The sequence below is a fragment of the Mycolicibacterium sp. lyk4-40-TYG-92 genome, assembly GCF_030209435.1.
In the GTDB taxonomy this organism is placed as follows: Bacteria; Actinomycetota; Actinomycetes; order Mycobacteriales; family Mycobacteriaceae; genus Mycobacterium.
On the sequence record NZ_JARVRX010000001.1, the window covers coordinates 54,963 to 69,928 of the forward strand.

At 69.9% G+C, this 14,966-nt stretch carries 15 protein-coding genes and 1 tRNA gene; 12 read left to right on the forward strand and 4 right to left on the reverse strand.

Annotation, left to right across the window (positions count from 1 at the left end):
* The first annotated feature begins 30 nt into the window (after positions 1–30).
* The 7 genes from QRN63_RS00285 (at position 31) to soxR (ending at position 4,017) form a co-directional block, all read left to right on the forward strand.
* Entirely contained in the window at positions 31–1,197 is a 1,167-nt protein-coding gene (locus tag QRN63_RS00285) for a TadA family conjugal transfer-associated ATPase (RefSeq protein WP_285028773.1), read from the forward strand.
* Positions 1,194–1,970 (forward strand): type II secretion system F family protein, encoded by a 777-nt coding sequence (locus tag QRN63_RS00290; protein ID WP_285028774.1) that lies wholly within the window; start codon positions 1,194–1,196, stop codon positions 1,968–1,970. The genes QRN63_RS00285 and QRN63_RS00290 overlap by 4 nt, the downstream gene beginning before the upstream one ends.
* Complete coding sequence (locus tag QRN63_RS00295; RefSeq protein ID WP_285028776.1) at positions 1,967–2,536, forward strand: type II secretion system F family protein; 570 nt, start codon at positions 1,967–1,969, stop codon at positions 2,534–2,536. Before QRN63_RS00290 ends, QRN63_RS00295 begins: the two co-directional genes overlap by 4 nt.
* 22 nt (positions 2,537–2,558) lie before the next feature.
* Positions 2,559–2,762: a DUF4244 domain-containing protein gene (locus tag QRN63_RS00300; RefSeq protein WP_267320338.1), complete on the forward strand. Its 204-nt coding sequence runs from the start codon at positions 2,559–2,561 to the stop codon at positions 2,760–2,762.
* Positions 2,740–3,084 (forward strand): TadE family type IV pilus minor pilin, encoded by a 345-nt coding sequence (locus QRN63_RS00305; protein ID WP_285028777.1) that lies wholly within the window; start codon positions 2,740–2,742, stop codon positions 3,082–3,084. Before QRN63_RS00300 ends, QRN63_RS00305 begins: the two co-directional genes overlap by 23 nt.
* Entirely contained in the window at positions 3,074–3,418 is a 345-nt protein-coding gene (locus QRN63_RS00310; protein WP_502888076.1) for an Rv3654c family TadE-like protein, read from the forward strand. Before QRN63_RS00305 ends, QRN63_RS00310 begins: the two co-directional genes overlap by 11 nt.
* A gap of 110 nt (positions 3,419–3,528) precedes the next feature.
* On the forward strand, positions 3,529–4,017 hold the full coding sequence (soxR, locus tag QRN63_RS00315; protein ID WP_285028779.1) for a redox-sensitive transcriptional activator SoxR: 489 nt from the start codon (positions 3,529–3,531) through the stop codon (positions 4,015–4,017).
* A 9-nt stretch (positions 4,018–4,026) separates the two neighbouring features.
* On the opposite strand, the gene QRN63_RS00320 is transcribed toward soxR, so the two are convergent.
* Both QRN63_RS00320 and QRN63_RS00325 read right to left on the reverse strand, forming a co-directional pair.
* The gene (locus tag QRN63_RS00320) at positions 4,027–5,067 is read right to left on the reverse strand and encodes a PAS domain-containing protein (protein WP_285028780.1); all 1,041 of its coding nucleotides are present in this window, start codon (positions 5,065–5,067) and stop codon (positions 4,027–4,029) included.
* A gap of 57 nt (positions 5,068–5,124) precedes the next feature.
* Positions 5,125–7,467 carry a DNA 3'-5' helicase SftH gene (locus QRN63_RS00325; RefSeq protein WP_285028781.1) on the reverse strand — a complete coding sequence of 781 codons (2,343 nt, stop codon included), beginning with the start codon at positions 7,465–7,467 and terminating at the stop codon, positions 5,125–5,127.
* A gap of 181 nt (positions 7,468–7,648) precedes the next feature.
* On the opposite strand from QRN63_RS00325, the gene QRN63_RS00330 reads away from it, so the two are divergent.
* From QRN63_RS00330 to topA, 3 genes are all read left to right on the forward strand, one after another.
* Positions 7,649–7,852: a cold-shock protein gene (locus QRN63_RS00330; protein ID WP_043397302.1), complete on the forward strand. Its 204-nt coding sequence runs from the start codon at positions 7,649–7,651 to the stop codon at positions 7,850–7,852.
* A gap of 121 nt (positions 7,853–7,973) precedes the next feature.
* Positions 7,974–8,567, forward strand: coding sequence for a hypothetical protein (locus QRN63_RS00335; RefSeq protein WP_267320332.1), 594 nt, complete (start codon positions 7,974–7,976; stop codon positions 8,565–8,567).
* 145 nt (positions 8,568–8,712) lie between these two features.
* Entirely contained in the window at positions 8,713–11,538 is a 2,826-nt protein-coding gene (gene topA / locus QRN63_RS00340; RefSeq protein WP_285028784.1) for a type I DNA topoisomerase, read from the forward strand.
* Here the strand turns inward: topA and QRN63_RS00345 are convergent.
* Complete coding sequence (locus QRN63_RS00345) at positions 11,535–13,127, reverse strand: adenylate/guanylate cyclase domain-containing protein (protein WP_267320330.1); 1,593 nt, start codon at positions 13,125–13,127, stop codon at positions 11,535–11,537. The genes topA and QRN63_RS00345 overlap by 4 nt on opposite strands.
* 83 nt (positions 13,128–13,210) lie before the next feature.
* Here QRN63_RS00345 and QRN63_RS00350 point away from each other — a divergent pair, with 83 nt between their 5' ends.
* Together QRN63_RS00350 and QRN63_RS00355 are read left to right on the forward strand one after the other, a co-directional pair.
* Positions 13,211–14,443: a DNA polymerase III subunit delta' gene (locus tag QRN63_RS00350; RefSeq protein ID WP_285028786.1), complete on the forward strand. Its 1,233-nt coding sequence runs from the start codon at positions 13,211–13,213 to the stop codon at positions 14,441–14,443.
* Between the two features lie 57 nt (positions 14,444–14,500).
* Positions 14,501–14,576 (forward strand) — tRNA-Thr (locus tag QRN63_RS00355).
* Positions 14,577–14,592: 16 nt separating this feature from the next.
* Here the strand turns inward: QRN63_RS00355 and QRN63_RS00360 are convergent.
* Complete coding sequence (locus tag QRN63_RS00360; protein ID WP_285028787.1) at positions 14,593–14,958, reverse strand: hypothetical protein; 366 nt, start codon at positions 14,956–14,958, stop codon at positions 14,593–14,595.
* Positions 14,959–14,966 lie beyond the last annotated feature (8 nt).

A 14,966-nucleotide genomic window follows, 5' to 3' on the forward strand; every position in this document is an offset into this window, starting at 1 on the left:
GCCCAGCGAGAAGCCGGAGGCGGACCGCGCATGACATCGTCATTGGTAGACCGTGTCCGGGAGCGACTGGCTGCGCAGACCAACGGTGCCCTGCATCCGAACGCGGTGGCGGCGGCCATCCGCGCCGAGTCGGGCGGGGTCCTCGCCGACAGCGACGTGCTGGCCGGCATGCGGCTGCTGCAGACCGAACTGACCGGTGCCGGAATTCTGGAACCGCTGCTGCGGGCGCCCGGTACCACCGACGTGCTGGTCAGCGCGCCCGACGAGGTATGGGTCGACGACGGAAACGGGCTGCGCCGCAGCACGATCCGGTTCCCGGACGAGAACGCCGTGCAGCGCCTGGCACAACGGCTCGCGCTGGCGGCCGGACGCCGGCTCGACGATTCGCAACCCTGGGTCGACGGCCACCTCGCTGGCATCGGTGGTGGCTTGACCGTGCGGTTGCATGCCGTGCTGCCCCCGATCGCGGCTGCCGGCACCTGCCTCTCGCTGCGGGTCCTGCGTCCGGCGACGCAGGACCTGGCCGGCCTCGTCGGATCCGGGGCCATCGCGCCACCCGCCGCGGCGCTCATCGCCGACATCGTCGCCGCGCGGCTGGCGTTCCTGGTCTCCGGCGGCACCGGCGCCGGCAAGACCACCATGCTGTCCGCGCTCCTCGGGGCGGTCGACCCCGCCGAGCGGATCGTCTGCGTCGAGGACGCCGCCGAGCTGGCTCCGCACCATCCGCACCTGGTCCGGCTGGTTGCGCGCGGCGCCAACGTCGAGGGCGTCGGCGAGGTGACGGTGCGTGACCTGGTGCGACAGGCACTGCGGATGCGCCCGGACCGCATCGTGGTCGGTGAGGTCCGCGGTGCGGAAGTCGTGGACCTGCTCGCCGCGCTCAACACGGGCCACGAGGGCGGGGCCGGGACGGTGCACGCGAACAGCCCCGCCGAGGTGCCGGCCCGCATGGAGGCGTTGGCGGCGGTCGGCGGGCTGGACCGGGCGGCGCTGCATTCGCAACTGGCGGCCGCGTGCCAGGTGGTGCTGCACACCGCGCGGGCCCGCGACGGGCGTCGGCACCTGAGCGAGATCGCGGTGCTGCGCCGCGCCCCGGACGGGACCGTGACGGTCGTGACCGCGTGGCACGTCGGCCGGGGAGCCGGTGCGGGCATGCCCGCGCTGCGCGAGCTGCTGGCTGCGCGGGGCCGGTCGTGAGTTCCGCGCTGCTGCTGGCACTGGCCGTGCTGGTCGCGCCCCCGGCGGGTGGCGCCGGGCGCCTCGTGCATCGAAAACGGCCGGTGGGATTCCGGCCGCGGCTGCTCTGGCCGGCAGCGGCAGCGGCCGCTGTGGCAGCGCTCGTCGTGCTGCCGATGCCGGTGCTGCTGGCCGGCTCGGCGGTGGTCGGCACTGCCGGGCTTCGGTGGCGGCGCTCACGGCAAGCGGCACAGCGCGCCCGTGAAGCGCAGACCTTGCAGGGCGCGCTGGGCATCCTGGTCGGGGAACTGCGGGCCGGGGCGCATCCGGTGGCGGCTTTCGATGCCGCGGCCCAGGAAGTCGACGGGCCGGTCGCTGCGGCGTTGGGGGAGGTCGCGGCGCGGGCCCGCCTGGGTGCCGATGTCTCGGCCGGCCTACGCGCCGTCGCGGGATCGTCGGCGCTGCCCGCCCACTGGCAGCGCCTCGCCGTGTACTGGCAACTGGCGCTCGACCACGGTCTGGCGATAGCCCCGCTGATGCGCGCTGCCGAGCGTGATGTCGTCGCGCGCGAACGCTTTTCATCGCGGATCAGGGCGGGCATGGCCGGCGCCCGAACGACGGCAGCGGTGCTGTCGGGGCTGCCCGCGCTCGGAATTGTCCTGGGCCAGTTGATCGGTGCGCATCCCGTGCGCTTCCTGCTGGGTGAGGGCGCGGCGGTACTGGCGGTCGGCGTGGTGCTGTGTTGCCTCGGCCTGCTGTGGTCGGACCGCATCATCGCGCGGGCACAACGATGAGCGCGGTGCCGATTCTCCTGCTCGCGGTGGCGGTCCTGCTGATCCCCGGCGCGGCGACGCACCGAATCCGGCCCCGTCTGCCGGACCGCTCCGCGCCGGCCGCGCACCCGGACGACCCGCTGGCGGTGCCGTCGAGCCTGGACGTGCTGGCCGCCTGCCTCTCGGCGGGCATGGCGACCGGTGCGGCCGCGGGGGCGGCGGTGCCGTCGGCACCGGCCGGTCTGGCAGGCGTGCTGCGTCGCGCGGCCGAACTCCTGGCTCTGGGTGCGGGCCCGGCGACGGCCTGGGCAGAGCCGGGTCGCGGTAGCGATCCGCACGTGATCGCACTGCTCCGGCTGGCGCGGCGGTCGGCGTCGTCGGGCGCCGCGCTGGCCCGGGGCGTCGCCGAACTGGCAGAGCAGGCCCGGGCCGACGCCGGTGACGCGGCGGACGCGGCCGCCGAGCGGGCCAATGTGCTGATCGCCGGTCCGCTGGGGCTCTGCTATCTGCCGGCCTTCGTCTGTCTCGGCATCGTGCCGGTGGTCGCCGGCCTCGCCGGTGACGTGTTCCGGTCGGGGGTGTTCTGATCACAACAAGGGGAGGAAAACCATGAAAATGACCAGCTTTCGCGCGCTCGAGGCGCGTGCGACCTTGCTGCTCACCGATGAGAGCGGAATGTCGACGGTGGAGTACGCCATCGGCACCGTGGCCGCCGCGGCGTTCGGCGCGATCCTCTACACGGTGGTCACGGGGGACTCGATCGTCAGTGCGCTGACCAACATCATCTCGCGTGCTCTCACCACCAACCGATGACCGCGGCGGCGTCACGGTCGAGGCGGCGTTCGCCGTCGCGGCGCTCGTCGCCGTCGCCGTCCTCGGTGTCGGCGGGCTGGGTGCGGTCGCGGCGCAGGTGCGCTGCATCGACGCGGCCAGGGAAGCGGCGCGACTCGCGGCCCGCGGCGACGACGGTGCCGCCGTCGAAACGGCCCGCCATCGCACCGGACCCGACGGAGCCTCGGTCGAGGTGCGGCGCGATGGCGGGCGGATCGTCGCGCGGGTCCGGGTTCGGGCGCCGCTGCTGCCCGGCGTCACGGTGGGGGCCGAGGCCGTCGCGGCACCCGAACCTGGGGCCTGACGAGCGGGGCTCGGCGACGGTGTTCGCGGTCGCGCTGATTGTGGTGTTGATCGGGATCCTGACCGGCGTGGCCGCAGTCGGCGCCGCGGTGATCGGTCGGCATCGGGCGCAGTCAGCGGCCGACTTGGCCGCACTCGCCGCCGCGGGCGCATTGGCTGCCGGACCCGGCCGATCCTGTAGCCGGGCGGCCGCCATCGCCGAAGCCATGGACAGCCGGGTCGAGCACTGCTCGGTGGAGCGGCTGGATGTGGTGGTCGACGTGGAGGTGCCGGTGCGATTCGGTCGCTGGCACCTGGGCGACGCGCACGGCCGGGCCCGTGCCGGGCCAGGCTGACGGTAATACGGTGGTGACAACGATGAGGAGGCCGCAGAAGAACAGATCACCCCACCCGGGGCGATCGGTCGTTGTGTCCCTTGCCATGTCGCTACCGTAGAATCTCAACGATGGTTGAGATCAAGCGCATGGGGCCGACCGACCTCCTGACCATCGGGGAGATCGTGAAGCGGACGGGAGTCTCCGCGTCCGCATTGCACTTCTATGAGCGAAAAGGGCTGATCCACCCCGAGCGCACGTCGGGCGGGACGCGGCTGTACCCGCGTCACCTGGAGCGTCGCATCGCCGTCATCCAGGTGGCGAAGCGGCTCGGGATTCCGCTCAGCGAGGTGGCCGAGCACTTTCGGACGCTGCCCGACGACCGGATGCCGTCACTGCGGGACTGGACCAGGCTCAACAAGCGGTGGCGGGCGCAACTGCGCGAACGGCAGCTCGAGTTGGAGCGGCTTCAGTCGGAGATGGACCAGTGCATCGGGTGCGGGTGCATCTCGCTGAACCATTGTCTGGTCATCAACCCCGGCGACACACTCGCCGCCGAAGGGCCCGGAGCTCGGCGACTGCTACCGTTCGACGGAGCGAATCCGGCTGGTGCCGAATAGGATTCGCCGTCAGGATTCCGGCAGGTCGTCGTTCAGCCGGTCGCCGGCGGCCACCAGCTCGCCGTAGGTCGGCAGCCGCAGCGACAGCAGGCCGGCGAAGGTGTCGTCGGCGACCTGGAGCCGGTGTGCGGTGACGTGAATCGGCACCCACCCGCCGTCGTTGGCGCGCAACCGGAGCACTCGCGACGTCGGTCCGCTGCCGAATTCGACCGTCATGACGGCCATCTCGGCGATCTCGTTCGGGTGCACCACCGTTTCGGACGTCGCGTCGGCGCTCCAGTCGAAGAGCGGACAGGGCCCGTCGATCCACTTGATCAACTTCCAGGTGTTGAGGTCCACCAGGGCGCGGTACACGCCGGGCACCCCCGGGCCGCCCGCGATCTGCTGCGCGCGGTCGAGCGGGGTGGCCGTCGGATTGTCGCGGACACCGCGCCAGTTCATGGCCCGGCAGATGAGCCGATCCCGGTCGTCCTCGTCGGGCTCGTTCAGTACCCGCGCGGCGAACCCGACGCTGATGGGCCGGCCCCGGAAATCGGTCATTTCCCAAGTGCTTGTGAAGGTTTGGCCGGGTTCGGGTTTGAGCACCGCGGAGATGACCCGCGCCTCGTTCGGGTTGAGCTTGCGGGTCTGCAGGTCGTCGGCGAACGCACGGCCGTGCGTGGCCTCGGCTGCCGGGTTGAGACCGCTGTTGGCCAGCGACTCCATGGTGTCGGTCGCGATGCCGCCCGTCAGGTCCCACTTCAGCGGGCCCGGGATCATCCGGTCGGGCGGATCGGCATCCGGTGCGCCGACCCAGACGTGGACGCCATGGATGCGGCCGTCGGTCATCTGTACCACTTCGGTCCGGATCACCCGGTCGCTCTTGGGTGTGATGCTCGTCAGCGGCAGGCCGGCGCGCACGGTTTCCCCGATGGCCGACTGGATGGCCATCAGGCTCGCGTTGCGCCGCAGGAAAGTGCTGATGGGAACCATGTCCTGGGTTTGCTGCCCCAATGCGACGACGGCAGGTTCGGCGCCGAGGGTCTCGACGAGGAGCCAGTCGTCCGTCATGGCCGTAAGTTTATCCGTTTTGCCGCACTTTGCTCTGCCCGGTGTCGGCCGGCGGGCCTACTTCCCGTGGGCCGCCAAAGTGTCGACTACCAGGCGAAGTACCTGGACAGCACCGGCTTTGTCCAGAGGATCGTTCGCGTTGCCGCACTTGGGCGATTGCACACAGGAGGGGCAACCGTGACGGCACTCACATGCCTCGATCGCCGCGGCCGTGGCGGACCACCAGGTGGACAGCTGCCGGAACCCGCGGTCGGCGAAACCGGCACCGCCCGGATAGCCGTCATACACGAAAATCGTTGGCAGACCGGATAAATCGCCGGGAGCGGGGCCGGATGCGGTGGACACCCCGCCGATGTCGCCCCGGTCGCAACTGGCCACCAGCGGCAGCAGACCTATCGCGGCATGCTCGGCGGCGTGCAGTGACCCGGGTACGCGCAGCTGGTCAATTCCCTTGTCCAGCAATATCTCCGGGGTCATGGTGCACATGACCGCCATGGTGTCCAGGGTGCGGGTCGGCATGTCCAGGTCGACGAAGTCGAGCACGGTGCCGTCCATGGCCCGGCGCAGGAAACCCACCACGGTGTTGGACACCGATACCGGCACGAGGCCCATCGCGACGGAGCCGAACCGGTGGATCTCGCCGGTACCCCGCACACTGATGTCCGTGACCTCGCGGGCCGACGTGGTGTACCCGGGATTCTCGGCGTGCACGAAGGCGACCCCGGCCTCGAAGTCGAGTGCGTCCACCAGGAACGTCTCGCCCTGGTGCAGGTGGACCGCCCCCGGGTGCACCGAGGCCGGCGCCTGCCCGGCGCCGGTACTGCCCAGCATGCGGCCGGTGCCGGACTCCAGGATGGCGATCTGCCCGCCGGAGGAGCCCCGGATGTCCACGGCGGGATGCGGATCCACGCCGGGCGCCGGGAAATAGCCGGCGGGACGCTTGCGCAGCAGGCCGTCGTCGACGAGGGACTCGGCCACCGCTTCGGCGTCCCACATCCGCACCTCGGCCGGGGTCAGTGGGAGTTCGGTTGCCGCGCACAACAATTGCGGCGACAGCACGTAGGGATTGCCGGGATCGATGACGATCCGCTCGATGGGCTTGTCGAGCAGCGCGGCGGGGTGGTGGACCAGGTAGGTGTCGAGTGGGTCGTCCCGGGCGATCAGCACGATCAACGCGCTCTGACCGCGCCGTCCGGCCCGGCCGGCCTGCTGCCAGAACGAGGCCACCGTGCCGGGGAACCCGGCCAGCACCACCGCGTCGAGCCCGGCGATGTCGACGCCCAGTTCCAGGGCGTTGGTGGTCGCCAGGCCGCGCAATTCGCCTTCTGTCAGAGCATGTTCCAGCGCCCGGCGGTCCTCGGCGAGATACCCGGCACGGTACGACGCCACCAGCGGGGCCAACTCGGGTGCGACGTTCTCCAGCCGCGCCCGCGCGCCGAGCGCGGTCAACTCGGCACCGATGCGCGAGCGGACGAAGGTCAGGGTGCGGGCGCCTTCCGCGATCAGGTCGGCCATCACGCGGGAGGCCTCGGTGCCCGCGGCGCGGCGGACCGGGGCACCGTTCTCGCCGATGAGATCGGTGAGCAGCGCGGGCTCCCACAGCGCCACCGTGCGGCCGCCGTGCGGCGACCCGTCCTCGGTGACGGCCGTGACGGTGTGGCCGAGCAGCTCGGATGCCGTCTGCGCCGGGGCGGCCGTGGTCGCGCTGGCGAACACCACTGTGGGTGAGGACCCGTAACGGTCGCACAGGCGCAGCAGCCGGCGCAGCACCATCGCCACGTTCGAGCCGAAAATGCCTCGGTAATAGTGACATTCGTCGATCACCACGAACTTCAGCTGACGCAGGAACACCGCCCACCGGGAATGGCTGCGCAGCAGCGAAAGGTGCACCATGTCAGGGTTCGAGAAGATCCACCGCGACCGCTCCCGCGCGAATTGCCTTGCCTCGGTAGAGCTGTCGCCGTCATAGGCGGACGGTGTCGTGTTGGTGAGGCCGGGGATCGTGGCGCACAGCGACTGCGCGGCCCGCAGCTGGTCGTGGCCCAGCGCCTTGGTGGGGGACAGGTAGAGGGCGCGGGCGTGTATGTCGGTTCGCAGCGCGTGCAGGATCGGCAGTTGGTAGGCCAGGGACTTACCGGATGCGGTGCCTGTCGCGATCACCACATGCCGTCCGGCGTGCGCCAATTCGGCCGCGGACACCTGATGCGACCACGGCTGCGCCACACCACGATCGGTGAAGGCCCGCACGACGTCGGCGTCAACCCAAGCGGGCCAGGGCATTCGGCGCGCCGGGCGCGGCGCCAGGTCGGCGACGTGCCGCAGCGGCTGCTCGTCGGCCGGGGTGCCGTCCAGCGCCGCCGACAACAGCTCGCGCCCGAAGTTCGACTCTCCCTGCGTCACAAGATGAATTGTTAACCACAGATCGCTGTGCGACTGTCGCGACGGCGTGGAACATGGTTGACTGATCTTGGTCGCAGCTTCTGTGTTCGTGTGTCAACACCCGGGAACGTCGCCTGCGTTCCCGGTACACCGGAAGACTCGGTGGATCGCACCCGCAGTAACAGAAGGAAATGAAGGACAAATGCCACAGGGGACTGTGAAGTGGTTCAACCCGGAGAAGGGTTACGGCTTCATTGAGCAGGAAGGTGGCGGAGGCGACGTCTTCGTCCACTACAAGCAGATTCAGTCCAACGGGTTCCGCACCCTGGAAGAGAATCAGAAGGTCGACTTCGAGGTCGAGCAGGGCGCCAAGGGCCCGCAGGCTCTCAACGTCCGCCCCATCTGAGGCTCAGAGACTGACACAACGCCCCCGCATCGTCTGCGACGAAGTGGGGGCGTTTCGTATCAGCGGGTAGTCGCGCCCGGCCTCCCTGCCTTTTGGTCTGGGCTGGCCTACTGTCGGCAGAGTGAGTCAGCTGTCCTTCTTCTCGGCCGAGTCGGTGCCGCCTGCGGTCGCCGACCTGACTGGGTTGCTCGCCGCGCCGGGACAGGTCGTCCGGGCCGGCGATGGCGCGGACGGCCGAAAAGTCCGCCTGTCCGTCGTCGTCGACGCGTTGTGGCGGGCCGAGGCGCTGGCCGAGATGATCGCCGAGGCCGGACTGAAGCCCGAGATCACCCACACCGACGAGAAGACCCCGCTGGTGCGCACCGAGGCCGACGCGAGGCTGGCCCGGATGGCCGGGGACTGGACCCGCGGTGCGGTCAAAACCGTGCCCGACGGGTGGTTGCCGGGCCCCCGCGAGCTGCGCGCCTGGGTGCTCGCCGCAGGTGTCGCGGAACCGAATGGGTACCTTTTGGGTTTGGATCCGCACGCACCGGATACCCATTCGACGTTGGCGTCGGCACTTATGCGAGTCGGGATCGCGCCAACCTTGATCGGCACCAGGGGTCATCATCCGGCCCTGCGGATCAGCGGCCGTCGGAGGCTGTTGCGCCTGGTAGAGAACGTGGGCGAGCCGCCCGGGTTCACGGAGGCGTTTCTCCAATGGCCCCGGATTTAGGGGATGCAGCCCGTATATTTTGGCCGCATCCGGTTTGCGTAGGCTCGCGCGGAGTGTCAAATTGTGACTTGCCTTGGAACCGGATGACCGTTAGGCATTCATTCGGTGTCCTAGTGCCGACCAAGAAGTGGAGCGTATAGATACGGTGGCTGACCTCGATGGTGCCGGTAGCGGCAGCCGGGTCCGGCGACTCGTCATAGTCGAGTCGCCTACCAAGGCGCGCAAGATTGCCGGTTACCTCGGCTCCAACTATGTCGTCGAATCGTCGCGCGGACACATTCGCGACCTGCCGCGGAACGCCGCGGACGTGCCGGCCAAATATAAAGGTGAGGCCTGGGCGCGCCTCGGCGTGAACGTCGACGACAACTTCGAGCCGCTGTACATCGTCAGCCCGGATAAGAAGGCCACGGTCACCGAGCTCAAGGACCTGCTCAAGGGTGTCGACGAGCTCTACCTCGCGACGGACGGTGACCGCGAGGGTGAGGCCATCGCGTGGCACCTCCTCGAGACGCTCAAGCCCAAGGTGCCGGTCCGGCGCATGGTGTTCCACGAGATCACCGAGCCCGCGATCCTGGCCGCCGCCGAGAACCCGCGTGACCTGGACATCGCCCTGGTCGACGCGCAGGAGACGCGTCGTATCCTCGACCGCCTCTACGGCTACGAGGTCAGCCCCGTGCTGTGGAAGAAGGTCGCCCCGAAGCTGTCGGCGGGCCGCGTGCAGTCCGTCGCGACCCGGATCATCGTGCAGCGCGAGCGCGAACGCATGGCGTTCCGCAGCGCCGGCTACTGGGACGTCACCGCGGAGCTGGACGCCAGCGTCTCCGACGCCGATGCGTCCCCGCCCAAGTTCACCGCCAAACTCAACACCGTCGACGGCCGGCGCGTGGCCTCGGGCCGCGATTTCGACTCCCTCGGTGCGGTCAAGAAGCCCGACGAAGTGCTGGTGCTCGACGAGGCGGCCGCGGGCGCGCTGGCCGCCGGGCTGCGCGGCGAGTCGCTGACCGTCAGTTCGGTGGAGCAGAAGCCGTACACGCGCAAGCCGTACGCGCCGTTCATGACGTCGACGCTGCAGCAGGAGGCCGGCCGTAAGCTGCGGTTCTCCTCGGAGCGCACCATGAGCATCGCGCAGCGGCTGTACGAGAACGGCTACATCACCTACATGCGTACCGACTCGACGACGCTGTCGGAGTCGGCCATCAACGCCGCGCGCACCCAGGCCGGGCAGCTGTACGGCCCGGAATACGTCCACCCGACGCCGCGCCAGTACACCCGCAAGGTCAAGAACGCCCAAGAGGCACACGAGGCCATCCGCCCCGCCGGAGACGTCTTCCAGACCCCGGGCCAGCTGCACGGCCAGCTCGAGACCGACGAGTACCGGCTCTACGAGCTGATCTGGCAGCGCACCGTCGCGTCCCAGATGGCCGACGCGCGCGGCACCACGCTTTCGCTGCGGATCTCGGGCACCGCGCGGACGGGTGAGCAGGTCGTCTTCAGCGCCTCCGGTCGCACCATCACGTTCGCCGGCTTCCTCAAGGCCTATGTCGAGAGCCTCGACGAGCAGGCCGGCGGCGAGGCCGACGACGCCGAGAGCCGGCTGCCGAACCTGACGCAGGGCCAGCGGGTGGATGCCGCCGAGCTCACCGCCGACGGGCACACCACCAACCCGCCGGCCCGGTACACCGAGGCCTCGCTGATCAAGGCGCTGGAAGACCTTGGCATCGGTCGCCCGTCGACGTACTCGTCGATCATCAAGACCATCCAGGACCGCGGCTATATCTATAAGAAGGGCAGTGCCCTGGTGCCGGCCTGGGTGGCGTTCGCCGTCGTCGGGCTGCTCGAGCAGCACTTCGGGCGCCTGGTCGACTACGACTTCACCGCCGCCATGGAGGACGAACTCGACGAGATCGCCGCCGGCAACGAGCAGCGCACCAACTGGCTGACCAACTTCTACTTCGGCGGCGACCACGGCGTCGAGGGGTCGGTGGCCCGCGAGGGTGGCCTGAAGAGACTTGTCGGCGTCAATCTCGAAGGCATCGACGCGCGAGAAGTCAACTCCATCAAGCTGTTCGACGACGCCGAGGGGCGGGCCATCAACGTCCGCGTCGGCCGCAACGGGCCGTATCTGGAGCGAATGATCGCCGATGACGAGAATCCCGGCGAGCTGAAACCGCAGCGCGCCAACCTCAATGACGACCTGACGCCCGACGAGCTGACCCTCGAACTGGCCGAAAAGCTCTTCGCCACACCGCAAGAGGGCCGGGTCCTGGGTGTCGACCCGGAGACCGGGCACGAGATCGTCGCCAAGGACGGGCGCTACGGCCCGTACGTCACCGAGGTGCTGCCGGCTCCGCCGGAGGAGCCGGACGCCGGCACCGGCGCGAAGAAGACCAAGAAGCCCGTCGGCCCCAAGCCGCGGACCGGATCTCTGCTGCGCTCAATGGATCTCGAGACGGTGACTCTCGACGACGCACTCAAGCTGCTGTCGTTGCCGCGCGTCGTCGGTGTCGACCCGGAGAGCAAGGAAGAGATCACCGCGCAGAACGGCCGTTACGGTCCATACCTCAAGCGCGGCAGCGACTCTCGCTCACTGGCCACCGAAGAGCAGATGTTCACCGTCACGCTCGACGAGGCGCTGAAGATCTACGCCGAGCCGAAACGCCGTGGGCGTCAAGGGGCGGCCACGCCGCCGCTGCGCGAGCTGGGCACCGACCCGGTGTCGGGCAAGCCGATGGTGATCAAGGACGGCCGCTTCGGTCCGTACGTCACCGACGGTGAGACCAACGCCAGCCTGCGCAAGGGCGACGACGTCATGTCGATCACCGACGAGCGGGCCTCGGAGTTGTTGTCCGACAGGCGTGCTCGTGGCCCGGCGAAGAAGGCCGCCAAGAAGACCGCCGCGAAGAAGACGGCGGCCAGGAAGACCGCTGCCAAGAAGGCGCCGGCGAAGAAGGCCGCTGCGAAGAAGGCCTAACTGGCGGCTTCCGACTCGGGAGCCGGCCGTGGTGAGGCCAGCGAGAGCGGCCGCGCCAGCTGTGTCGGCGCCGACCGGCCGCGCAGCTCGACGGTCTCGCCGACGTCCCAGCACAGCGCCTCGGCGTCCAGCGCGCCGCTGACCGCGATCGCGGACGCCAGCACATGGCCCTCTTCGAGCTTGGCGAGCTCGGTCAGGCGGGCGGCCTCGTTCACGGGGTCGCCGATCACGGTGTATTCGAAGCGGGCAAGCGCGCCGATATGACCGGCGATGGCCCGGCCCGCGGACACCCCGATGCCGAACTCGGTGGTGCCCAGCACTGTCACGAGTTCGTCGTGCAACTCGCGCGATGCGGCCAGCGCTGCACCGGAGGCGTCCGGGTGTTCGATGGGGGCGCCGAAGATCGCCAGCGCCGCGTCACCCTGGAACTTGTTGACGAAGCCGCCGTGCCGGTTCACGGTGTCGACGATGATCCGGAAGAACTCGTTGAGGATCGACACGACCTCGGCGGCGGGCCGCGTCGACGCCAGCTGCGTCGATCCGATCAGGTCGATGAACAGCACCGCGACATCGCGCTCCTGGCCACCCAGCTCGGTGCCGCGCTCGAGGGCGCGGCGCGCGACGTCCTCGCCGACGTAGCGGCCGAACAGGTCGCGCAGGCGTTGCCGCTCGGACAGGTCGCGCACCATGTCGTTGAACCCGGCCTGCAGCAGGCCCAGCTCGCTGGCGTCGTAGATCTGCATGTGCGCGTTGTAGTTACCGCGCTGCACCTCACCCAGCGCCCACCGGAGCTGGCGCAGCGGGTCGGCGATGGACATGGCGACCAGTACGTTGCCGGCCAGGCCGACGGCCAGCGCGGTGATCGCCAGCAGCAGGATGGGGGTGTTGAGCTGGTCATTCTGGGCGATGAAGGTCGTGTACTGGCCGGCCAGCCGGGCGACGATGATGGCCAGCAGCGGCACGCCCGTCGACAGCACCCAGGTCAGCACCTGGCGCTGGATGACGCCGGGGGCCCGGAAGTTCTCGGGCACACCGTCGCGGAGCGCGGCGACCGCGACGGGCCGCAGCACCCGCTCGGACTGCAGGTAGCCGATGATCGCGGTGGCGGTGGCGCCGAGCGCGCTGGCCACGGCGACGAAGGGTGCCGAGCGGCTCGCCACCGGCCAGCTGGCGATGATGAAGACCACCGAGCCGAGGAACCAGTTCCCGACGCTGATCAGCGTCCGGTAGTACGGCATCTTGAGGGCCCGGGTCCGGGCCAGCTCGGTGAATGCGGGGTCGGCGTCGCCGTGCAGGGTGTCCCGCCGTTGCCAGCGGATCACGGGAATCAGCAGCCGCAGACTCAGCCAGGCCGCCACGACGAACGCGACGAACAGGACGGTCAGGAACACCGCCAGGTTCACCGCCGGCAGGTCCTGCAATTGGATGCGGTCTTCGGCCGGCAGCCCGAACCGCAGGAAGCCCAGAACGAACAGGGCGCCGATGATGTCGGCCTGCAGCAGACTCAGTGTGAACACCGGCCACGGCGTGCGCGCCACCCATCGGACGAACCCCCTGATTCGCCCGATGTGCTTTACATCGGTGGCCACCCGCTAACCGTATCGGGCCTGGGCGACGGATATTGCCGCTGCGCGCAGGTTCGTGTCGCCCGCGACGGTTACTGTGGGGCGCGATGAGCGGAGTTTTCTCGCGTTTGGTCGGCCAGGATGCCGTGGAAGCCGAGTTGGTGGCCGCCGCGCGGGCGGCCCGGGGTGATTCGGCTCACAGCGGGCTCACAACCGGCAGCATGACGCATGCGTGGTTGATCACGGGGCCGCCCGGTTCGGGCCGGTCCATTGCCGCTGTGTGCTTTGCTGCGGCGCTGCAGTGCACTGCGGAGGCCGCGGAGGGCGGTCCGGGCTGCGGGGCCTGCCGCGCGTGTACGACGACCATGGCGGGCACTCACGCCGACGTGCGGCGGGTGATTCCGGAGGGGCTGTCCATCGGCGTCGACGAGATGCGCGCCATCGTGCAGACCGCGTCGCGGCGGCCCGGGACCGGGCGCTGGCAGATCGTCGTCGTCGAAGATGCGGACCGGCTCACCGAGGGCGCCGCCAATGCGCTGCTGAAGGTCGTCGAGGAACCGCCGCCGTCGACGGTGTTCCTGCTGTGCGCGCCGTCGGTGGACCCCGAGGACATCGCGGTGACGCTGCGGTCGCGGTGCCGGCACGTGGCGTTGACGACGCCGCGGGTCGACGCCATCGCGCAGGTGCTCATGGACAATGACGGACTGTCCGAGGCCGACGCGCGCTGGGCGGCGTCGGTCAGTGGGGGACACGTCGGCCGGGCTCGCCGGTTGGCGACCGACCCGGACGCCCGCACCCGCCGGGAACGGGCCCTGAGCCTCGCCCGGGACGCGGCGACGCCGGCGCGGGCCTACGCGGCTGTCGAGGAGCTCGTCGCCTCGGCCGAAGCCGAGGCGGTGGCCCTGACGGCCGGGCGCAACGAGGCCGAGACCGAGGAGCTCAGGACCGCGTTGGGCGCCGGCGGCACTGGTAAAGGCGCCGCGGGGGCACTGCGGGGCGCCGCGGGGGCACTGAAGGACCTGGAGAAGCGGCAGAAGTCGCGGCAGACCCGGGCATCGCGCGACGCGCTCGACCGGGCTCTGATCGACCTGGCCACCTATTTCCGCGATGCGCTGCTGGTGTCGTCGGGGGCGACGGGCGTGGCTGCGGCCAACCACCCGGACATGGGTGACAAGGCTGCCGCGATGGCCGCTCACGTGCCCGCCGACCAGCTGCTGCGGTGCATCGAGGCGGTGCTGGCGTGCCGCGAGGCGCTGGCCACCAACGTCAAGCCGAAGTTCGCGGTCGACGCCATGGTGGCGACCATGGGTCAGGCCCTGCGCGCCGGACAACGGAACTGACTTTGGAGGCTGCGAGTCCGTCCCGTAGACTCGTCCCGCCCCGCCTCGGTGGGGCACGCCACCCTAGCTCAGTCGGTAGAGCAATTCACTCGTAATGAATAGGTCAGGGGTTCGATTCCCCTGGGTGGCTCCACAACTTTCGCGTCGGCCTACCGACGCGGGGCAGGCGTCCGGCCGCCCACATCCGCCGACGGCGTTACGGTAACCGGCGCGATCACGCTGGGGTCCACGTTGAACTTCGGCTTACGCATCGGGACAGCGATGCAGCCCTGAGCCTTTCCGTCCACGTACGAGCATTTCGTCTTGTCGCCGTTCTTGTCCGTCGTGGTGCAGGCCTCGTACAGGTGCCCGTTGCCGGCGCGGTTTTCGTAGGTCTGGTTCGAACCCATGCAGTCGCTGCTGACGCTGGCGTGGGCACTGGGGGCGGTCAGGATCACCGGCACTGTGTACAGCGCGGCAGCGCTCAGCAGGGCGGCGAATGCCGCGGACTTGGCCGGTCGGATGGTGGTGGTCATGGTCGTGA